This is a genomic window from Lachnotalea glycerini, assembly GCF_003201285.1.
Taxonomy (GTDB): domain Bacteria; phylum Bacillota; class Clostridia; order Lachnospirales; family Lachnospiraceae; genus Lachnotalea; species Lachnotalea glycerini.
This window is the reverse complement of the sequence record NZ_QICS01000001.1, coordinates 488,651-510,830: the sequence shown is the minus strand read 5'-3', so window position 1 is coordinate 510,830 and position 22,180 is coordinate 488,651. Positions and strand designations below refer to the sequence as shown.

Annotated in this window: 21 protein-coding genes; 18 read left to right on the top strand and 3 right to left on the bottom strand. The window is 34.8% G+C overall.

The window, feature by feature from the left end; genetic code table 11:
- Nucleotides 1-46: 46 nt before the first annotated feature.
- The 7 genes from C8E03_RS02120 to C8E03_RS02090 all read left to right on the top strand — a co-directional run bounded on the left by C8E03_RS02120 (nt 47) and on the right by C8E03_RS02090 (nt 8,107).
- Nucleotides 47-1,006 carry a glycoside hydrolase family 43 protein gene (locus C8E03_RS02120; RefSeq protein WP_110290156.1) on the top strand — a complete coding sequence of 320 codons (960 nt, stop codon included), beginning with the start codon at nt 47-49 and terminating at the stop codon, nt 1,004-1,006.
- A gap of 252 nt (nt 1,007-1,258) precedes the next feature.
- A complete protein-coding gene (gene hemA / locus C8E03_RS02115; RefSeq protein WP_110290155.1) occupies nt 1,259-2,488 on the top strand; it encodes a glutamyl-tRNA reductase in 1,230 nt (409 codons plus the stop codon).
- A gap of 39 nt (nt 2,489-2,527) precedes the next feature.
- Nucleotides 2,528-4,906, top strand: a complete 2,379-nt coding sequence (gene cobA / locus C8E03_RS22565) for a uroporphyrinogen-III C-methyltransferase (protein ID WP_110290154.1) — start codon at nt 2,528-2,530, stop codon at nt 4,904-4,906.
- Nucleotides 4,907-4,945: 39 nt separating this feature from the next.
- On the top strand, nt 4,946-5,923 hold the full coding sequence (gene hemB, locus C8E03_RS02105; protein WP_110290153.1) for a porphobilinogen synthase: 978 nt from the start codon (nt 4,946-4,948) through the stop codon (nt 5,921-5,923).
- Complete coding sequence (hemL, locus tag C8E03_RS02100; protein WP_110290152.1) at nt 5,923-7,203, top strand: glutamate-1-semialdehyde 2,1-aminomutase; 1,281 nt, start codon at nt 5,923-5,925, stop codon at nt 7,201-7,203. Before hemB ends, hemL begins: the two co-directional genes overlap by 1 nt.
- Nucleotides 7,204-7,461: a TIGR04076 family protein gene (locus C8E03_RS02095; RefSeq protein ID WP_110290151.1), complete on the top strand. Its 258-nt coding sequence runs from the start codon at nt 7,204-7,206 to the stop codon at nt 7,459-7,461.
- A 55-nt stretch (nt 7,462-7,516) separates the two neighbouring features.
- Entirely contained in the window at nt 7,517-8,107 is a 591-nt protein-coding gene (locus C8E03_RS02090; protein ID WP_110290150.1) for a superoxide dismutase, read from the top strand.
- Nucleotides 8,108-8,545: 438 nt separating this feature from the next.
- On the opposite strand, the gene C8E03_RS02085 is transcribed toward C8E03_RS02090, so the two are convergent.
- Complete coding sequence (locus C8E03_RS02085) at nt 8,546-8,992, bottom strand: hypothetical protein (protein WP_094378116.1); 447 nt, start codon at nt 8,990-8,992, stop codon at nt 8,546-8,548.
- Between the two features lie 387 nt (nt 8,993-9,379).
- On the opposite strand from C8E03_RS02085, the gene C8E03_RS02080 reads away from it, so the two are divergent.
- From C8E03_RS02080 to C8E03_RS02055, 6 genes are all read left to right on the top strand, one after another.
- Nucleotides 9,380-10,405: a glycoside hydrolase family 5 protein gene (locus C8E03_RS02080; protein WP_110290149.1), complete on the top strand. Its 1,026-nt coding sequence runs from the start codon at nt 9,380-9,382 to the stop codon at nt 10,403-10,405.
- Between the two features lie 204 nt (nt 10,406-10,609).
- A complete protein-coding gene (locus C8E03_RS02075) occupies nt 10,610-10,915 on the top strand; it encodes a hypothetical protein (RefSeq protein WP_094378117.1) in 306 nt (101 codons plus the stop codon).
- A gap of 136 nt (nt 10,916-11,051) precedes the next feature.
- Nucleotides 11,052-12,059 carry a metal ABC transporter substrate-binding protein gene (locus C8E03_RS02070; protein ID WP_094378118.1) on the top strand — a complete coding sequence of 336 codons (1,008 nt, stop codon included), beginning with the start codon at nt 11,052-11,054 and terminating at the stop codon, nt 12,057-12,059.
- Complete coding sequence (locus C8E03_RS02065; protein ID WP_094378119.1) at nt 12,056-12,796, top strand: metal ABC transporter ATP-binding protein; 741 nt, start codon at nt 12,056-12,058, stop codon at nt 12,794-12,796. The genes C8E03_RS02070 and C8E03_RS02065 overlap by 4 nt, the downstream gene beginning before the upstream one ends.
- On the top strand, nt 12,787-13,614 hold the full coding sequence (locus tag C8E03_RS02060) for a metal ABC transporter permease (RefSeq protein WP_110290148.1): 828 nt from the start codon (nt 12,787-12,789) through the stop codon (nt 13,612-13,614). The genes C8E03_RS02065 and C8E03_RS02060 overlap by 10 nt, the downstream gene beginning before the upstream one ends.
- A 13-nt stretch (nt 13,615-13,627) precedes the next feature.
- Nucleotides 13,628-14,296, top strand: coding sequence for a TIGR03943 family putative permease subunit (locus C8E03_RS02055; protein WP_094378121.1), 669 nt, complete (start codon nt 13,628-13,630; stop codon nt 14,294-14,296).
- Nucleotides 14,297-14,456: 160 nt separating this feature from the next.
- Here the strand turns inward: C8E03_RS02055 and C8E03_RS02050 are convergent, their stop codons facing one another.
- Entirely contained in the window at nt 14,457-15,272 is an 816-nt protein-coding gene (locus C8E03_RS02050; RefSeq protein WP_110290147.1) for a Cof-type HAD-IIB family hydrolase, read from the bottom strand.
- Between the two features lie 230 nt (nt 15,273-15,502).
- Here C8E03_RS02050 and C8E03_RS02045 point away from each other — a divergent pair, with 230 nt between their 5' ends.
- The 5 genes from C8E03_RS02045 to C8E03_RS02025 are packed head-to-tail and all read left to right on the top strand — an operon-like array spanning nt 15,503 to nt 21,379.
- Nucleotides 15,503-16,204 (top strand): response regulator transcription factor, encoded by a 702-nt coding sequence (locus tag C8E03_RS02045; RefSeq protein WP_094378123.1) that lies wholly within the window; start codon nt 15,503-15,505, stop codon nt 16,202-16,204.
- Nucleotides 16,194-17,357, top strand: coding sequence for a sensor histidine kinase (locus tag C8E03_RS02040; protein ID WP_242993341.1), 1,164 nt, complete (start codon nt 16,194-16,196; stop codon nt 17,355-17,357). Before C8E03_RS02045 ends, C8E03_RS02040 begins: the two co-directional genes overlap by 11 nt.
- Nucleotides 17,354-19,537, top strand: coding sequence for a hypothetical protein (locus C8E03_RS02035; RefSeq protein WP_110290146.1), 2,184 nt, complete (start codon nt 17,354-17,356; stop codon nt 19,535-19,537). Before C8E03_RS02040 ends, C8E03_RS02035 begins: the two co-directional genes overlap by 4 nt.
- Nucleotides 19,524-20,456 carry an ABC transporter ATP-binding protein gene (locus tag C8E03_RS02030; RefSeq protein ID WP_094378125.1) on the top strand — a complete coding sequence of 311 codons (933 nt, stop codon included), beginning with the start codon at nt 19,524-19,526 and terminating at the stop codon, nt 20,454-20,456. The genes C8E03_RS02035 and C8E03_RS02030 overlap by 14 nt, the downstream gene beginning before the upstream one ends.
- Nucleotides 20,453-21,379, top strand: a complete 927-nt coding sequence (locus tag C8E03_RS02025) for an ABC transporter permease (protein WP_110290145.1) — start codon at nt 20,453-20,455, stop codon at nt 21,377-21,379. The genes C8E03_RS02030 and C8E03_RS02025 overlap by 4 nt, the downstream gene beginning before the upstream one ends.
- Here C8E03_RS02025 and C8E03_RS02020 read toward each other — a convergent pair.
- Nucleotides 21,314-22,150, bottom strand: a complete 837-nt coding sequence (locus tag C8E03_RS02020) for a PHP domain-containing protein (RefSeq protein ID WP_110290144.1) — start codon at nt 22,148-22,150, stop codon at nt 21,314-21,316. The two genes, C8E03_RS02025 and C8E03_RS02020, sit on opposite strands and share 66 nt — an antisense overlap.
- Nucleotides 22,151-22,180 lie beyond the last annotated feature (30 nt).

Genomic DNA, 22,180 nt, shown 5'->3' with positions numbered 1-22,180 from the left:
AAAATATTTGTTATGCGAAAACGAATATAGAAAATGGAGGTTATATATGAAAAAAGTAATAAAATATTTGCTTTCTTCTTTAATTTTTACAATGTTTTTCTCTATGGTCTGCTATGCGGATAATCCTGTTATTACAGATTGCTACACAGCTGATCCTGCCACTTTGGTGTATAACAGTGTGTGCTATTTGTATGTTGGTCATGATCAAAATGATGCACCTGATAATGCATACAGAATGAAAGATTGGAAATGTTATTCCTCAACAGACATGGTGAATTGGAAAGATGAGGGAATCCCTCTTACAACCAGTACCTTTCAGTGGTCCGGCGGTGATGCGAATGCGGCTCAGTGCGTTTACCGAAATGGTAAATTCTATTGGTATGTCAGTACTCATGATAAGACACATCCCGGAGTTGCCATCGGGGTTGCTGTTTCCGACAGTCCTACAGGACCGTTTAAAGATGCAATTGGTCATGCTCTTGTTACAAATGATATGACAACATATGCATCGCATTCATGGGATGACCTTGATCCTACGGTGTTTATTGATGATGATGGACAGGCTTATATGTATTGGGGAAATAATGCTTGTTATTGGGTAAAGCTTAACAATGATATGATTTCTCTAAATGGCTCTATTACAGCGATACCTCTTACTATAGAAGCATTTGGACCGGACTATGAAGAGGCTCCTTGGCTTTATAAACGTAACGGAATATATTATTTGGTTTATGCAGCCTGTTTTCCTGAGCGTATTGCCTATTCTACAAGTACCAACCCAACCGGACCTTGGAAATACAGGGGCATTATTATGCCAAATATCGTTACAAGTAACACAATTCATCCTGCAATTGTAGATTTTAATGGCAGCTCTTATTTTGTATACCATAATGGTTCTTTACCAAATGGCGGAAGCTATAGACGTTCAGTTTGCATTCAAAAGTTTAGCTATAATGCCGATGGAACCATTCCGACCATTCTTGATACCTCAAATAGAAGAGAATGATACCAAAAAGCTGTTGAAAAACTTTCATAATAAGTTTTTCAACAGCTTTTTTTAGTTATATACGCTATTTCTCATATTATTAGAAGATTGCTTCCTAATCTGTAATGGCGAGAAAGAGTCAGCTTACCGACTGTTTGTTTTAAGTAATTATAGCGATTTCAGCCATAGACATACAAGCATGAAAAGAGTATAATCTATAAAGTATATTATAATATTAGGAGTATTATTCTAGTAGGAAAAAGGAGCAATACAGTGAACATAAGAATGGTAGGAATCGACCATGATAAAGCATCAGTCGAATATAGAGAACAATTTGCTTTAACAAAGCATAAAAGCATTGAGGCGATGATGAAAATGAATCAAGTGGAGGGTGTGGAAGGATGTGTTGTACTGTCAACTTGCAACCGAACGGAAATCTGGATCAGTCATTTGGATACTTTTGATAAAAATTTAGGAGAGTGTCTCTGCTTCTTAAATGGTCTTGATTATTATAACTATCGACAGTATTTGACCCAACGTTGTGGAATAGAAGCAGTAGAGCATTTATTTAATCTGTCCTGCGGAATTAAGTCAAAGGTGTTTGGGGAAGATCAAATCATTACACAGGTAAAGGATGCGTTGGCGTTAGCCAGAGAAAATTATTGTACGAATAATGTACTAGAGGTACTATTTCGGATGGCAGTTACCGCTGCCAAAAAAGTGAAAACAGAAATCAAACTGACCAATGCAAGTCATTCTGTTATAGAAGAAGCAATCAGACATTTGCAAAGAAAAAATGTAGAATTAAAGGATAAAGTCTGTATGGTGATAGGCAATGGCGAAATGGGAAAACTATCAGCTATTGCATTAAAAGAACAAGGCGCAAAAGTAACCGTTACAATCCGGCAATATAAAAGCGGCGTAGTAGAAATACCAACAGGCTGTAATCGGATTAATTATGGCGAACGAATGGAATTTATCAGACAGTGTGATCTTGTTATCAGTGCAACAGCAAGTCCAAACTGCACGATTAAATATGAAGAGATAAAGAATTTGGAATTAAAAGATTCGATTATACTTGTCGATTTGGCTGTGCCCAGAGATATTGATGCAAGGGTAAATGAATTAAAACAGGTGAAGCTATATGATATTGATGATTTTAAGCTAGATATAACGGATGAAAAAAGAAAGGAAAATCTGGAAAAAGTAGAGGATATTCTACATAATCAGATCGAAGAGTTTTTAAAATGGTACGAATGTAAAGACATCATGCCAGTTGTGAAGCAGATTGCAGATTCAGCCGCCAGAGATATTCAAAACAGAGTATGGGGGGCATCTGGTAAACTTAACATTGAAGAGGAATCTAAGGAAAGTCTTGAAAAGACTATTCAAGATGCGTCAATAAAGGTTGTGGATAAGCTGATATTTGGTTTAAGAGACAGCTTAACCACGGATGCATGGAGAGAGTGCATAGAAGGGATGAATAAAATATATTCAGAATAATATAAAACAGTAAGGCGTAAATGCTAAAAGAGGTGAGAAATGGTGAGAAAATTAAGAGTAGGAAGCCGCGAAAGCAAATTGGCTGTTGTACAGTCGCAAATTATCATTGACTGTATCAAGAAGCATCATCCAGATCTGGAAATTGAATTCATTACAATGAAAACTACAGGAGATAAAATACTTGATAAAGCATTAGATAAAATCGGAGGAAAGGGACTGTTTGTCAAGGAGCTTGATAAAGCTTTGATAGAAAATAAAATTGATATTGCAATCCACTCTCTAAAGGATATGCCTATGGAGATTAACAAAGAACTTCCTATTATTGCATATTCAAAAAGAGAAGATCCAAGAGACGTACTCATTTTGCCAAAAGATAATCTAGAATTAAACCCTGATAGGCCAATCGGCTGTTCCAGCCTAAGAAGAACCCTTCAAATAAAAAAGCTATACCCGGATATGCAGATCAAACCTATCCGCGGAAATGTTCTTACCAGACTAGATAAACTGGATCAAGGAGAATTCAGCGCTTTGATACTTGCTGCTGCAGGAATCAAACGACTTAAGCTAGAGGAACGAATTACCAAAGAATTTACGATACAGGAATCACTTCCGGCAGCAGGGCAGGGAATTTTAGCAATTCAGGGAAGAAAAGGAGAAGATTATTCTTTTCTCTCCTGTGTTAATGATAATGAAAGTGAGATTGCTGCACTGTGTGAGAGAGCTTTTGTTCGGGAACTAAATGGCGGCTGCAGCTCTCCGATTGCTGCATTTGCCACAATAGAGAATGAAAGAATTGTATTAAATTGTATGTATGAGGATGGTAAGAAAATGACCTTTTATGATGAACCACGAAATGCAGAGGAACTCGGTAGATTTGCAGCCAATTATAAAACGCCTTCGAAAGGAAAAGTTTGGCTGGTCGGTGCAGGACCATCCGATCCTGAATTATTAACAGTTAAAGGTAAAAGACTTATAGAAAATGCTGAAGTTGTTGTATATGACAGGCTGGTTGGGGATGGAATTTTATCCTTGATAAGCAAAAAAGCCAAGAAAATCTATGTAGGTAAGGAATCAGGAAATCATGCAGTGAGACAGGATAGAATTAACGAAATCCTTTTAGAGGAAGCTTGTAAGGGCCAAAAGGTAGTACGACTCAAAGGAGGAGATCCGTTTGTTTTCGGACGTGGTGGCGAGGAGCTTGAATTATTGGTAAAGCATAACATTCCTTTTGAGATTGTGCCTGGAATAACCAGTTCGATTGCAGTAGCTGCATACAATGGCATTCCTGTAACCTATCGTGATTTTTGTTCTTCCTTACATATTATTACAGGACATAAAAAGAAAGATGAGCCATTGGATATCGATTTTGAGGCTTTGGTAAGAACGAAAGGAACATTGGTCTTTCTAATGAGTGTAGCCTCTTTAAAGGATATATGTGAGGGGCTTTTACAAGCCGGTATGAAACCAACGATGCCGGCAGCTATTTTAGAAAATGGGACAAAAGCACATCAAAGAAAGGTAATATCGACTGTTTCTGAGTTATCTTTGGCGGCAGAAAAGGCTGAGATTAAGTCACCATCTATTATTGTTGTCGGCGAAGTTTGTTCTCTTTCGGATAAGTTTTCGTGGTATGATAAAAATGTTTTATCCGGTTGTAAGGTAGCAGTAACAAGGCCAAAAGAACTCTCTTCAAAACTCTCAGAGCTTTTAAGGGAAAAGGGAGCTGAGGTATTGGAAATTCCGTGTATTGTAACAGAGAGGATACCAAATAATGAAACTTTATATAGCTGCATGAAAGAGATAGAGAATTTTCAATGGATTGTATTAACCAGTCCGACTGGTGCAAGAATATTCTTTGAAGAATTAAGCAGTTACAGGGTAGATATTAGGAAATTAAACCAGCTTAAATTTGCTGTAATCGGTAAAGGTACCAGTCAGGTATTAGAGGATAAAGGAATCTATCCTGAGTTAATGCCAAAAGTGTATCAAGGAAAAGAGCTTGGAGGTATCCTTTCACAATCCATCAAAGAGGGGGATAAAATACTGATACCAAGAGCCAGACAAGGTGCCAAAGAATTGATAGAGGAATTGTCAAAAACAAAGTGCATAATATATGATATTCCCACCTATGATACTTTATATCAGGAATCGATGAGTGAGCTGAAGATGGAATTTGAAAATGCTGAAATAGATTATGCTATTTTTACCAGTGCATCCACGGTTAAGGGATTTGCACAAGCACATAAAAATCTGAATTTGAAAAAGGTAAAAGCCATCTGCATTGGACAAAAGACAAAACAAACAGCAGATGAGTATCAAATGCAAACCTATGTATCCAAAGAAGCAACGCTTGAGAGTCTGGTAGAATGTTTGGAGCAGCAGTTTCAAAACAAAGAGCAGAGCATGCTAAACACATAAGAGATAAATACAAGGATAAGGATAGACGGAGGCAAAAAAGTGATAAAACGACCAAGAAGATTAAGAAACAGAGAAGTGTTAAGAAAAATGATAAGAGAAACCAGAATTGATAAGGCTGCTCTTATGTATCCGATTTTTGTACAAGAAGGTAATCAGATAGAGGAAGAAATTGCGTCTATGAAAGGGCAATATCGCTATAGTATTGATAAATTGATGTATGAGCTTCAAAGAGTTTCAGATGCTGGTATTTCAAGTGTTATGTTGTTTGGGATTCCGAGCAGCAAGGATGAGTATGCAAGTGCAGCCTATGCAGATAACGGTATTATACAAAAGGCATTAAGAGAAGCGAAGAAAGAATTCCCTAACCTTTATTATGTAACGGATGTATGCCTTTGTGAATATACTTCTCATGGACACTGCGGAATTTTGAGAGACCATTATGTAGATAATGATACTACGCTTGAACTGCTTGCTAAAACTGCACTTTCACATGTAGAGGCAGGAGCAGATATGGTAGCACCCTCTGATATGATGGATGGAAGGGTACTTGCAATTCGAAACCGGCTCGATTCGAAAGGATACGTTGAAACCCCTATTATGTCCTATGCGGTAAAATATGCCTCTGCCTTTTATGGACCATTTCGTGAGGCAGCAGGCTCAGCACCGGCCTTTGGAGACAGAAAAAGTTATCAAATGGATTTTCATAATAAAAAGGAAGCAAGAAAGGAAGCTTTATTGGATGTCGAAGAAGGTTCCGATATTATTATGGTAAAGCCGGCACTTTCTTATCTTGATATCATACATGAAATTGCAAATACGGTTGATACACCAATTGCTGCCTATAGTGTAAGTGGTGAATATTCCATGGTCAAAGCAGCAGCCCAAATGGGATATATTGATGAAGCAGCAATTGTAGGTGAAATGGCAGTCAGTACATTTCGTGCCGGTGCCAATGTTTATATTACTTACTTTGCAAAAGAGCTTGCACAATACATTAATGAGGGGAGAATTGGATAATGACAAAATCAGAACAGCTTTTTGAAGAAGCACGAAAAGTGATTCCGGGGGGCGTAAACAGTCCTGTTAGAGCATATGGTTCAGTTGGGATGGCTCCAAGATTTATAAGCAAAGCAGAGGGTGCTTATATCACGGATGTAGACGGAAATGAATATATTGATTTTATTGGTTCGTGGGGTCCTATGATTCTTGGAAGCGCTCATAAAGAGGTCTATAAAAATGTGCTGGATGCTTGCCAATATGGCTTAAGCTTTGGAGCTGCAACTGAAATAGAAGTAAAAATGGCAAAACTAATCTGTGAATTAGTTCCATCCATAGAAATGATTCGTATGGTTAATTCTGGGACAGAAGCAGTTATGAGTGCAATACGAGTGGCACGAGGCTTTACAGGGAAAAATAAAATAATTAAATTTGAGGGCTGCTATCACGGACATAGCGATGCCATGCTAGTGAAAGCAGGATCTGGTGTGATGACAGCAGGAATTCCAGACAGCGCAGGAGTCCCAAGCGGTTGCGCAGAGGATACGTTGAGCGCAGTTTACAATGATTTTAACAGCGTAGAAGAGTTGTTTCATCAATGGGGAAATGAAATTGCTGCTGTTATTATAGAGCCTGTTGCAGCAAATATGGGAGTTGTCCTGCCGGAAAAAGATTTCTTGAATAAACTTAGAAAAATATGTGATGATAATCAGTCCCTGCTTATTCTTGATGAAGTTATTACAGGCTTTCGGCTTGGAATTGATGGTGCACAAGGCTACTTTGGCATTAAACCGGATATTACCACGTTCGGTAAAATTATTGGCGGGGGTATGCCAGTTGGAGCATATGGCGGTAGAAGAGAAATTATGGAACTGGTATCACCCTCAGGAGGAGTTTATCAAGCAGGAACATTAAGCGGCAATCCGGTTGCAATGGCTGCAGGTTACACACAGCTAATGATATTAAAGAATAATCCTGATTTTTATACAAGGTTGAACCAGACCTCCAAACAGCTTTTTGAAGGAATGAAACAGATAATTGAAGAGTATCATGTGCCGGCAACGCTTAATTATTTGGGTTCCTTAGGTTGTATTTTCTTTACCCAAAACCAGGTTAAGGATTATACATCAGCAAAGACATCCGATACAAAAGCGTTCGGCAAATACTTTAAATATATGATAAATCATGGTATCTATATCGCACCGTCACAATTTGAAGCAATGTTTGTATCGGGAGCAATGGGGGAGAAAGAAATTAATCAGACACTTGTTGTTATGAAAAAATATTTCGAGGGCTTATAGATGCCAAAAATTAAGATTACAATTATTGAGAGCCGTTGCAGAGGTGGATATTGTAAAACAAATGACGTATTTATAGTAGAGGATTTATGTCCGCCATTATGTCATGAACTTTGGCATTCAATGTATCCTTTTGTATACGCATTGCAAAATGGGGCCAATTTGGATTATGGTAATAAAAAAAGACCAATGTTTGACATGAAGTGTCCGGATGAAGGCAGAGTGGTAATTCATGCAGAAAGAATAGAAGAACAGTCATGAAATGATGAATTACCTGCGTATACTTATATATAAATAAAAAAGAAGAGGGTATTTCATGGAGCTTAAAATGATAGATTTTAAGTATACGCCGGATATTACTGTAATTAATGAGGAAACCTTTCATGTACATATGAAGCTTTATCAAGGCTATATTAATAAAATAAATGAGATTGACCAATTATTACAGCAAGGTAGTGACTACGAACAGGCAAATGCTACTTACAGCAAATATCGTGGTATAAAAAGAGGAGAAACCTTTGCACTGGACGGGGTGATTCTTCATGAACTTTATTTCCAAAATATAGGGAATGCTTTGCCTAACGAAACAACAATGAAATATTTGATGAAAGATTTTGGAAGTTTTCAGGATTGGGAAAAGCATTTTAAGGCAACTGCAAAGGCAAGCCGTGGTTGGGCTGTTTTAGTATTTGACTGGCGATCTTACCGTTTTAGAAATATCAGTCTGGATGCGCATGACGTCGGAAATATCTCTCTTTCAACTCCGATATTAGTATTGGATGTGTATGAGCATGCCTATTTTATGCAATATGAAAACAATAAAGATGAATACATTAACAATTTTATGAAAAATATCAATTGGAATATTGTCAGTAAGCGTATTATGAGAAATGTACTGGGAGAATAAATTCAACTAAACTTTCATCAGTGATTGATACATGTTTTGAGAACATTTAACCAAATATTACCCTAATATGAAGTCGATTTAGTTGACTATTTGATAAAGGAATTGATGAGGGTGTCCCAAAATGATATACTCCCATTTAGGTTCATTTAGGTAGACAAGTGAAGTAATAATAACTTGTCATTTAGTAGGGAGCATATCAAAAGTTATGAAATAACTTGAGGGATACTCTTTTTTTATTTCATAGAAAGACCTTGCTATGGTAACGTAAAAAGTTTGATTCCTATGAAATAAAAACACAATGCGCACGAATGCAAGTGGAAAATGCCACTGTGTGACTGCATTCGGCGCTGGAAAGCGGTCAAGTCCCTCATGAGTAAGGGATTAAAAGCTGATGCGGACTTGTCCACTTTTTTATTTTATAGGAAAGACCTTGGTATTTTATTCGTAAGCACATATTATCCAGCCATCATAAATGGCAGGTGTTAATTTATAGTTGCGTACCCCAAAAGCATAGTAGGCTGTTTCTGGCACTTGTCCTATGTAGATAGAAGTGCCTTGATTATTTTGCATTGTGCAAAATAAATTGAGAACTTTCACAAATTCTCCATTTTCATCTCGCCTATAAACAATCATATCAATAGGGGAATACTGGTAAGCATTTATCTGAAAGGAAATGCGCGCTCCTTTTGGTATTAAATAACCGGTATTATTCGTACCACTCCAGACTGCTATTTCAGCATTGTTTATTGTACGTGCATCTAATTCTAAAACATCAGTAAAGAATTGGGTGCTGGTTTCCTGTGCATTTGCATAGGTAACTGCCAAAGGGGAAAGAAACGTAAACACAACAAGTAATGTCGCAAAGTAAATTTTAAGGGTTTTCATATTTTAACCACCTCTCTATTTTGATAGACATATTATAGCTTAATTCTAGTGACACATCAACTTAAATTGATCTTGCTTTTTCATCATAAAGATACAATATAAAATATTATTAGTGTAAATAATATTAAACTTGATTATTGATTGCTAATATATTATAATATAACAAATAATCAGACAAATAATGCGGCTTAATTTAATGCATCTTTAAGTTACATGAAGTCCATAGGTGCAATTGAATTATGATTAGATAAGGGGGGAATAGATAGTATTCAATTTTTATTGTATCAATGCACTATATTTATGAGGGATAATATAATGTATCTAAGCGCCGGTTTTAAAAGATTAAATGTGCGCTAAAATACGAATTAGTAAGGGGGATAATCATTAATGAAAAAAATATTTACATGTCTTTTCAGTGCGGTAATTTTAGTCAGTCTTTGCCTTTGCGGTAATCAGATTAAATCAGAGGCAGCAAAAGAGGCAATATTGCCAAGTCAATCTGCTAACTCAAGCAATGGATTCTATGTGAGTGGTACAAAGTTATATGATGCAACAGGTAAGGAATTTGTTCTTCGCGGTATTAATCATGCCCACACTTGGTATAAGGGTTATCTAGATACTACGCTTACAGCAATAGCCAATACGGGTTCTAACAGTGTAAGAATTGTACTTTCAAATGGTCAGCAATGGAACAAGGATGATTTAAATTCAATCAAAAGCATTATTAATAAATGCCGTGAAAAAAAACTGATAACAATTTTAGAAGTGCATGATGCAACTGGAAAATATGATCTTGAGTCACTTCAAAAGGCAGCAGACTATTGGATTGAAATGAAAAGTGCATTGATTGGTAATGAAGCATATGTTATCTTGAATATCGCAAACGAATGGTATGGCGGATGGGACACAGCTACCTGGAAAGAAGGGTATTTGAATATAATACCAAAGCTTCGTGACGCAGGAATTAAAAACACATTAATGGTTGATAGTGCAGGCTGGGGACAATACGCAAAGAGTATTGAACAATATGGTCAAGAGATATTAAATAGTGATTCTTTAAGAAACACGATGTTTTCCATTCATATGTATGGCACAGCAGGCAAGGATGCGGCTACGATAAAGGCAAATATAGACAACGTAACAAACAAAAATCTCTGCGTAGTAATCGGAGAGTTCGGACAATATCATTCAGATGGCGATGTAGACGAGGATTATATTATGTCATATTGTACGCAGAAAAATATTGGCTATATGGGCTGGTCTTGGAAAGGCAACAGTGGTGGTGTTGAGTATTTGGATATTGCAAATCAGTGGGATGGCAGTCAACTTTCTTCAGATTGGGGAGAAAAACTGATAAACGGAACAAATGGAATTAGGAAAACTTCCAAAATATGCTCTGTTTTTGGAAACTAAATAAAAAATATGCAAAGAGAAAGTCAAAGGAGAAATTGGCTTTCTCTTTTTTGTTACATCAGTAAAACAAGCTTTGAAATTTTGTGTATAAAAATCGACTTTATTTATATGCAAACAAGAAAGGGCTTTACACTTTCTTGACAAAAAGTAAGAATATGATAGAATGAAAAGTGTTAAATTATTATGTAGGAAAGAAGGAAAGATATGTATATTAGCATAAATAGAAAAAAAATGATATCTTGGTTTATCTGCATTTTTCTTATCATGGTGTTATCTCTTTCTTACTTGTTTATTGTAACTCATAAAAAGCATCAATGTACAGGTGATAAATGTCCCATCTGTGAACAACTTCAATTAGCAGAGCATATTATTGCTCAAATAAAAACAGCAGTTTTACCTGCAATCATTTTACTTGTGTCGAATATCTTTGTGTATGAAAGTAAAAAAAATGTACACATCTTTCACGAAAGTGATACCCTGATTAAAAGAAAAGTGCGTCTGAACGATTGAATCCTCTATTATTGTGTAACTAATTAAATAAAAACACAAAATCAAAAGGTATTAAATAGTTTTAAGTTTATAAGAAGTGAAACGATAGATCGCTTCGCCTTGTTTTGTGTACACAATTAAAGTATGGAGGATTAAAATGAAACGAAAAACATTATTAATAATTGCTGCTTTACTTTTGGCAGCTTTAGTTGGCTGCGGTCAAAAAACGAATCAAGCGACAGAAGATGTGGCAGAAACATCTAAGGAGCTTACAACCAGCACAGAAGAAAATGCAAAGCTAAATGTAGTTGCCACCCTATTTCCTTATTACGACTTTGTCAGAGAAATAGCTCAGGATAAGGTGAATTTGACAATGTTGGTACCTGCCGGAATGGATACACATTCCTTCGAGCCAACTCCTGCAGATATGATTGAAGTTAACAATGCAGATGTTTTTATTTATAATGGTGGTGAAATGGAAAGCTGGGTAACGAAAGTATTGTCATCCACAGAAAATAAGAAACAAATATCAGCCTGCATGATGGATTACGTAGAGACTGTCATCGAAGAAGAGACGGAAGGTATGGAGCCAGAAGAGGCTGCGGATGAGGAAGAACAGTCAGAGGAAGAACCAGAGTATGATGAACACATTTGGACCTCTCCGGTTAATGCGCAGAAAATAGTTATTGAAATTTGTAATGTCTTAAAAGAGGCAGATCCAAACAACGCAGATTATTATCAAATGAATGCAGATAACTATGTGAAAGAGCTTGAAGAGTTGGATTCCGAATTTAAGGAAGTGGTGGAAAACTCTAAATATAAAATTATGATTTTTGGAGATAAATTTCCGCTGCGCTACTTTGTTGATCAGTATGGTTTATCCTACCGTGCCGCTTTTAACGGATGCAGCAGTGAAACCGAGCCAAGTGCAGATACGGTAGCGTATTTAATTGACAAGGTAAAACAAGAGCAGCTTCCGGCAGTTTATCATATTGAGTTAAGCAGCGGTAAAATTGCTGAGACAATCAGTGAGGCAACAGGAGCAAAAGTGCTTGAATTTAATTCCTGCCATAATGTATCGCAGGAAGATTTTAACAACAAAGTCACCTATTTGCAATTAATGCATCAGAATGTAGAGGCACTTAAGGAAGGATTAAATGAATGACAGAAAATCGTATAAGCAATGATAAAATATTACTTTCCTGCCAAAGTGCATGTATTGGATATGATAATAAAATAGTAGTTAAAGATCTGGCAATTGATATTTGGGAACGTGATTATATTGCTGTAATTGGTGAAAATGGCTCCGGTAAAAGTACATTAGTGAAAACCTTGTTAGGACTGCAAAAAACCATATCTGGTAAAATTATAATGCATGAGGAAGTAAAAAATAATGGAATTGGTTACTTACCGCAACAAACGCAGGTACAAAGGGATTTTCCGGCCAGTGTATATGAAATTGTGATTTCGGGCTTTTTAAATTCGAGTAAAAGAACCCCTTTTTATTCAACTGGTCAGAAAAAAGCAGCATATAAAAATATGGAACTTTTAAATATTGAAAGGCTAAAGAAACGTTGCTATCGAGAGTTGTCAGGTGGACAACAACAAAGAGTATTACTGGCTCGTGCCTTGTGTGCGGCACATAAGTTATTAGTGCTTGATGAACCAGTTACAGGTCTTGATCCAGATGCTACGGTTGAATTATATGAGAATCTAAGAATGTTGAACCAAGAGCTTAATATGACTATAATCATGGTATCACACGATATTCGAAATGTACTCATATATGCAGATACCGTTCTTCAGCTTAAGCAGAGCAATTGGTTTTATGGTACGACAAAGCAATTTTTAAATACTGACTATGGTCGAAAATATTTTGGAGGTAATGAAACATGCAATTAATATTCGAAATGTTTACTTATCCCTTTATTTTAAGAGCATTTGAGGTTGGTATTATGGTGTCCCTATGTGCCGCATTACTGGGAGTTAGCCTTGTATTAAAACGTTATTCGATGATAGGGGATGGATTATCCCATGTTTCCTACGGCGCACTTTCTATAGCGATGGCATTTGGCTTAGCGCCCCTTAAAGTATCAATTCCAATTGTGGTAATTGCCGCATTTTGTCTGCTTCGTATTACACAGGAAGGAAAAATTAAAAGTGATGCCGCGATTGCAGTACTTTCCGCTGCATCATTGGCGATTGGAGTAATTATAACTGCGCTGACAACCGGAATGAATACTGATGTATGCAGCTATATGTTTGGCAGTATTTTAGCAATGAGTGAAAGTGATGTGCAGTTGAGTGTTGTATTATCAATTGTGGTACTCATTATGTTTGTCTTTTGCTATCATAAGATTTTCGCTGTAACATTTGATGAAAATTTTGCCAAGGCAATTGGAGTAAAGACATCTTTTTACAATTCACTGATTGCAGTATTAACTGCAATCACAATTGTACTAGGAATGAGAATGATGGGAGCCATGCTCATATCAAGTCTTATTATCTTTCCGGCACTTTCATCAATGAGAATAATAAAGAATTTTTTGGGCGTCGTCATTTGCTCGGGATTTCTCTCGGTTCTATGCTTTTGCATTGGAATTGTTATCTCATATCGATATTCAACACCGACAGGTGCAAGTGTTGTTATCGTTAATTTAGGTGTATTTTTAGGTTTCTGCCTGCTTGCGAAGCGAAAAGATAAAATAATAAAAGAATAGGGGGAATGTAAAATTGAAGAGGTTTTTAAGAATCGGTTTTATAGTGGTAATGATTATTTCCATGAATGCGTGTTCCAGACAAGATAGTGCTACATCCAATAGCAAGATGACGCAGGCACAAAGCAGTGAAGAGTCTGTGTCAGATGACTCTTCTGATAAAAGTATGGCAGAGGTGTTACAGACTTTTGATCAAACAGAAACAAATGGTACAAATACCCAATCGCAATACAATCAAATTGATACAACACAAAGTAATACACCTCCACATTCATCATTAAACTATAATTGTGACATAGAAAAGGATCGGGAAACTTTCGATGATAAAAATATTGATATTGTAGTAGGAGATAATTATTATTCCACACAAATTAATGATTGGTACATGAATTTTGACCAGTATGAAGGAAAGACGGTTGAAATAGAAGGCTACTACATCGCAGATTATCTGCCGTACTTATTTGTAGGAAGATATGGTCCTACATGCCCTTATTGTCAGGGTGCATATGTTTGCTTTGAGTTTTATACGAAACAAGATTTAACGCAGTTGATATCAGGTCAGGATTGGATTAAGGTAAAAGGAATTCTAAGAAAGGATACTGATGAGAGCGGAGAATTTTATTATATTGAAGCAATATCTATTGAAAAAATGGATGAAGCAGGTCTTGATACAATTACAAATTAAGCTTAATAATCACTATCTTTTATAGTAAGCAAAAAATATAAAATAACAAGGCATTGGTTGATTGAAGAATGATGAACCAATGCCTTTGATCTTTAAGAGAATGATTTTAATACTTTGCCTGCATCTACGTTGTTTTGTATAAAAAATAGCTGACTAAATGTTATAATAAAAACTTTTTAATTACCTCCGATATTCCGTGATTATTATTATTGTGCTCGGTAATATAATCTGCATATTCTTTTATTCCATTTGTGGCATTAGCCATAGCGATACCGATGCCTGCAGACTGAATCATGGAAATATCGTTTTCTTCATCTCCTACAGCAATAGAATTTTCTATTGGTATGTTAAGATAATTGCATAAATAATTTACAGCATTACCTTTTGTCGCCTTTAGTGAGCCAAATTCCAAAAAAAATGGATTGGAAAAGCTACAATTTATCTTTCCGTGACACCAGTCGCTTAGTTCATCTTTTATTTTATTAAGCTTGTTTTGCTCTGTAAAATCAATCATGATTACCTTAACAGGTTCGTTAACTAAATCTGTATGTATATTCTCTACAAGTTCATATGGAACTATAATACGGTTGCAATATTTTTCTAATTCATTCGTTAATTTTTCTGAAATAACAGAATCATCCGAATAAGTATGACAATGAATTTTATTTTCTTTTGCCACATCAAATATATAATTTACATATTCTAGTGGAAGCGTGGTCTTAAAGATTGCTTTCTTTTGAAAGGTATCATAAATAAGACCACCATTATAAGTAATTGCATAGCAACCTTCATAATTCAGTCCTAAGTCTTCAACTAAGTGTACAGCACTTGGAAGAGGACGGCCGGTAGCAATTACCACCTTGTGATTTCTTTCAAGTGCTTTTTTGATAGCCAATCTATTTTCATATGAGATTTGCCGTTCGCTATTTAATAAGGTACCATCTAAATCAGTGAAAAGAATTTTAGTTTCGCTCATTATTTTCTCCTTGACTGTAATTTCTTAATATTTAGTTATTATACTATGTAAAATCTGTTTGAACAAGTTTTAAAACATTCCTAGAGAGTATCAGATACAATGCGTTATTACTTAGTCCGAATATTGTAATGGAAATTTAATGATTTATACAAATTATTATGATAATATTACAATATATGGCTTGCATTCATGAAATCAATATTAATAATTAGTGAAAGGAAGAAAAGCAAATGTCAAATATTAATATTCTAGTAGTAGATGATGAAAAAGAAATTGCAGATTTGGTTGAAATATATTTAGTAAGTGACGGTTACAAGGTTTATAAGGCATACAACGCACAGGAGGGTTTTAAAATATTAGGGGAGCAAAAGATTGAGCTGGTGTTACTAGATATTATGATGCCTGGAATGGATGGACTTGAAATGTGCCGAAAGATTAGAGAAAATAATAATATACCGATTATAATGCTAAGCGCAAAGTCTACGGATTTGGATAAAATACTGGGCTTAGGAACTGGTGCAGATGATTATGTGGTGAAACCCTTTAATCCACTTGAGCTTACAGCAAGAGTTAAATCACAGCTAAGAAGGTATACACAGCTAAATCCCGGAAAACCGGTTGAAGAAATAGAAAGTGATATACAAATTCATGGTCTGCAAATTAATAAGGAAAATCATATGGTAACAGTATTTGGTGAGGAGGTAAAACTGACACCCATTGAATTTGATATTTTGTATTTACTGGCATCGAATCCGGGCAGAGTATTTAGTACAGATGAGATATTTGAAAGAGTGTGGAATGAGAAAGTGTATGAAGCAAACAATACGGTTATGGTTCATATTAGAAGGCTAAGAGGTAAGATACACGAAGATTCCAGAAATAAAAAAATTATAACAACCGTTTGGGGGGTAGGTTATAAAATTGAAAAGTAATTTCTTTAATTCCTTTCGAAAAAAAATAATTATATATACACTGGTAAGCACTACGATCACTATAGCTGTAGAACTATTTTTAATTATAGATTTGCATATGCTGATTGAATTTTTAAGAACTCACGGATATAGAAGTTATGTGATTGGAAGAGATGGAATCGATCCAAAGATAAAAGTTGTTATTTTGCTATTTTGCGGTCTTTTGGTGTTCTTAACAAGTTTTTTTATTATGATTGGTGATTTGTTGCAATATGTAAAAGAGATTTCGAACAGCATTCAGGAGATAGCAGAAGGGAATCTTGGTATTTTAATTGATGTAAAAGATGATGATGAATTTTCCCAATTAGCAGATAATATAAACAAAATGACAGAAGAGATATTGGTCATTATGGACAGAGAGAGGGAGACTGAAAGAAGTAAAAACGAACTGATAACAAGTGTAGCGCATGATTTGAGAACTCCTTTAACTTCAATAACAGGATATTTAGAGTTAATTAGAAGTAATCGTACACTTAATGATGAAACGCGGGATAAGTACCTTGAGATTGTTTACAATAAATCAAAACGTTTAGAACATTTAATTTATGATTTATTTGATTTTACCAAATTAAATCATGGTAGAATAAATCTAAAACCTGGAACAATTAATATTGTAAAATTATTAGAGCAGCTATTGGATGAATTTTATCCAAGTTTTCAAAGCAATCATCTTGAATATGAGTATCAAACGAGTAAAAAGGATATTTGTATCGAAGCGGATGGAGATTTGATTGCGCGGCTTTTTGATAATTTAATTAATAATGCAATCAAGTACGGTGCAGATGGTAAATTAATTAAGGTATGTATTAGCGAGGTACCGGGGATGGTAAAAATTGATGTGATTAATTATGGTAAAGTGATACCAAATCAAGAGTTAAACAATATATTTAAAAAGTTCTATCGGGTAGAACAGTCTCGCTCCGAAAATACAGGTGGTACAGGATTAGGTCTGGCGATTGCAAAGAATGTTGTTGATATGCATAATGGTACGATAGAAGTAACAAGCAGTTTGAAAGGAACCTCTTTTACAGTATGTCTGCCATATAGCTTAAGCGAATGTAAAGACAAATTTATGATAGATAATAAAGGTGAAACAGTGGGGAACAATAAATGATAAATAAGAATAAGGCAATAAGAACAGCAAAAACATTCAAAAAATTAATTCGATTAATTTTTTGCTGCATCCTGCTTAGCTGTATTGGGACACATCCTGTAAAGGCAGCAGCCTCAAACGAGTTATCCGCTGAAATCTCTTATGGCTATAACCTCATTACAAAGACAGATACCAATTCACCACTTACGATATCTGTGACTAACCAAGGGAGCGAATTTAACGGAACAGTACAAGTGATTTTATCGGCGGTAACCACTACAAATTCTGCTACACAAGCAATTATGCTGAATGGTTACAAAGAGAAGAACTATATGTATGAAAAGACGGCTCACATTGCTGCAGACGCTACTACAGATGTATCCTTAATCATACCACTAAAATATCGGAGTAATCAGCTAAGGATTATGATCTACGATGAGTATGGCAATGAATTATTTAACGGCATAAAGGTAATTGAGTCAGAGGATTATTCTTATTATGTTTATGCTGCGGTTTTTACGGATTCTCCTTCGGTTTTGAACTATTTTGAAAATACGGCAATTTATCAATATAATGACTATACTTTTAAATCAATTATCATCAGTCAAGAGGATATACCTCAAGAAAATTATGCTTTGGATCTTTTTGATATAATAATAGCAAATCAAAATCAGCTAGACAGTCTTACTAAGGAGCAGAGCAAAGTCATTGATAATTGGGTTAAAAATGGAGGCTTTTTAGTTTTGGTTAATGACGCCAATGAAAGCATCTCATGGGAGACAGTGATACCAGATGAAGAAATAAGAAAATTAAACTATTCCTATCGCTCGTATACCGATTGGGCGATTACTTATGCACTTAGTAGTGTATTTATGAACAATTTACCTGATTTTACGATATTTATTATTGCACTCATTATTTATTCGATTATCATGGGTCCATTATTATATCTTTTATTAAAGAAGTTAAATAAAAGAAAATTTTTCTGGTTATGTGAAATAACTGCTTCTGTTTTATTTACATTTTTGATAATAATATTAGGAAACAGTACAAGGTTGAAAGCTCCTTTCTTAAATTACTTTAAAATTGTAACCTATAATGAAAAGACGATCGATGACAGTGTTTACTTTAATATAAGAGCTCCCTTTAACAATGAATATAAGCTGTATGTAGACAAAGAATATTCTTTTAAACCAATATTTGATACTGTCTATTACGATGATCGAAATAAAAAATTTAATTTAAATGATTATAATGTTGGTATCTCATATGGTGAACAGGAAAATACAATAACGATTAAAAACGATGTTGCTTTTACAAAAGAAAATTTTATAGCTGAAAAATCAGAGGAAGCAAATAGTAGTGATTATATTAGTGTGAATATGAATTTGTTTGGAGACAAGGTAAGCGGATTTGTGACCAATTATATGGACTATTCAATTGAGAATGCTGCGATTTTAGTATATAACAAGGTGATTTTTCTTGATACAATACCTGCTGGTTCCACGATCAATTTAGATGATATGAAAATATATACGTATAATCCAAAATTTAAATATGGGCTTACCAATGCAATTGCTAATCTTAAGACGACTGAAAAAGGATTAATCCAAGATGGCTATATGCTGCAAAATCAGAAAAAATCAATTCTTGATTTTTATCTTGAAAAAAAATTTGGATACTATACAGATAAAGCCTATCTAATTGGTTTCGCAAAGGATATGAATCAATTAGATTTACAATTGGATTCTGCTTATGATGCATACGGGATGACCTTGATAGAGGTACCGGTTGATGTGGACTATACTTGTGATAATCTTGAGTATACAACCTACGTTCCAATTAAAAATGAGGAATATAGTTCATCAGGAGATGTTATGTATACGGATGAAATGATTTTAACATATAATCTGGGGCAAAATCTGAAAGACATTAATTTGTATTTTAATGATTTAAGTTATTTTGATGATAAATATTATAAAACTTTTTCTGGTCATATATATTTTTATAATCGTGTTACAACATTATATGATCCCATTGATTTATCCCAAAAGAATATTTTCTCTCATGAACTTAAGCCATATTTAAATGATCAGAATGAAATTGTAGTAAAATATGTTGAACATTTCGACGAAGAAGAAAAGCAGGCATTACTACCTTCATTATCAACAATAGGGAGGGTAAATGATGTTGAAAATTGAGAATCTGTCAAAGTCATACGGAAACTTTAAAGCAGTTGAAAATTTTAATCTAACAGTTAAGGAGGGCGAGATTTATGGCTTTGTAGGACCTAATGGAGCAGGAAAGACAACTATAATGAAAATAATGTCAGGACTTTTACCTGCGGATTCAGGTATAATTACTGTAGCGGATGAAAATATACTCCATAATATTAAGAAGTTAAAGCAGACAATTGGATATATGCCAGATTTTTTTGGAGTATATGACAATTTAACCGTAATTGAATATTTACTGTTTTACAGCTCAGCATACGGCATTCCAGAGGATGTTGCATTAAATCGTGCAAGTGAATTACTAGAGCTTGTAGATTTGAAAGATAAAATTAACGAATATGTAGATGGACTATCGCGCGGAATGAAGCAGCGCTTATGTCTGGCCAGAACATTGGTTCATAATCCTGATATATTAATACTGGATGAGCCGGCTTCGGGACTTGATCCATTGACACGTCATCAGTTAAGATATATTCTTAAGCACTTAAGTGGACAGGGTAAAACGATTATAATCAGCTCTCATATATTAACAGAGTTGGCTGAAATGTGCAGCAGCATTTGCATTATTGATAAAGGAAATGTCATAATGAGCGGTAACATCGAAGAAATACTTTTCCAGGTGGATTCTTCAAATCCTTTAATTATTAATGTATACGGCGAGGTCAATAAGGCAGTTCCTATTCTTCGGTCGAATAAATATGTCAGAACCATATCGGTTGACAATAATAATATTATGGTAACTTTTATTGGAAGAAAGGAAGATGAAGCTAATTTATTGAAGGAGCTTATCCTAAATGATGTATTAGTTGTATCGTTTAAACGAGAACAGAGCAATTTGGAATCTTTGTTTTTGAAAATTATGGAAAAAGGAAGTGAATTTGAATGAGATTGAATCCAGTTTTTGAAAAAGAGCTTCGCATGTTTGAGAGAAGTGTTAAGATATCATGGGTTATTTTCGTATATAATTTTATATTGGCATGTGTAGCTTTAATAATCTTTTACGAAATGTTGAATTCGTATCAATATACAGGTTCAATCGAATATGAGAATATGATTCAGATCTATATTGTTATGGCTTATATTCAATTTGCAATGCTTATTCTTATTATTCCGGGGTTGACGGCTGGAGCAATTTCAGGCGAGCGGGAACGTCAAACGTTAGATATATTGCTATCAACGCAGATGAAGCCTTGGCAAATTATAATAGGTAAATTGCAAAGTTCATTGAGTATTGTGCTTTTACTAACTATTACCAGTATGCCGATTGTTTCAGTAATTTTTATATTTGGCGGAATTAAATTGATAGATTTATCAATTCTCATTATTTTACTTGTTGTTGAGGCGGTGTTTATTGGTACAATTGGTCTGTTGTTTTCCTCTGCATTTAAGAAATCAACAACAGCAACAGTTTTAACCTATGCAGCATTGCTTTTTATCTTCTTGGGAAGTTATTTAATTGTGCAAAGCTCATATATCATTTCACAAGCCCAAAATGCAGGATTAGAAAATACTACTGTAGATATCAAAGGAGTAATTTATGTTTTATTGATTAATCCGATGATAACTTTTTCAGGATTGATTAGCAGACAAGCGGGAAATACAGATGAAATTTTAACTATATGCAACAAATTCGGAGACTATAATGATGATCTGATTGTAAAATACTGGGTTATTATTAGTATGTCAATTCAGCTTGCGCTATCCGTCTTGTTTGTGTTTATAGCACAAGCTAAAATTAATCCATTAAGAGAATGCAAATTGTTCAAGAAGCGAAGCAGGAATAAGAAGGTTTCCTCTGCCAATACCTAAATCAATATTTGGCTTGTTTTTTCCGTGGAAATCAGAACCGCCTGTTACTTTCAGATTATATTTCCTTGCCAATGCAAGCATATTAGCTTCATCCTGATTTTTATTCAAAGAATAGATTGCTTCAATCCCCATTAATCCTGAATTTTTCAAAAGATGTACCATCTCTTCTAGTTGTTTATTATTAAAATGGTACAATAGTGGATGAGCGAGTACTGGTACACCATTTGCCTTTAATATAATGTCAATAGCTTCAAAGGGGGAACACTTGTACTTTGGAACATAGCACGAACAGCCAACATCTAAATACGAATCAAAAGCTTCTTTCATAGAAGAAAGATAGCCATGATCTAATAAATATCTGGCAAAGTGTGCTCTGGTAATAACAGTGTCTCCAAATTTTTCATACATTTTTTTGATGGAAATGTCAAAGCCTTCCTTTTGAAGTAAATAACACATTTGATCATTTCTTTTGGCTCTGATGGCATTAAGATCTTTTAGCTTACTTAAAAAAGAATCGTTAGTGTAATCAATAAACAGACCAAGTATATGTACATCTTGGTTATTATAATCTGTTGATAATTCAACACCTGGTATCACTTTTATATTGTACTGGGTAGCTGCGTGTATTGCTTCATTAACACCTGCTACTGTATCATGATCGGTTAGTGCAAATGCACTTAAATGCTTCTTTGAAGCATACTCAACTAATTGAGTGGGAGAATATGTTCCATCTGATGCATTAGAGTGAACATGCAAATCTATAGTGTTCATAAATAAGATTCCTTTCAGTTTTTTTACTAT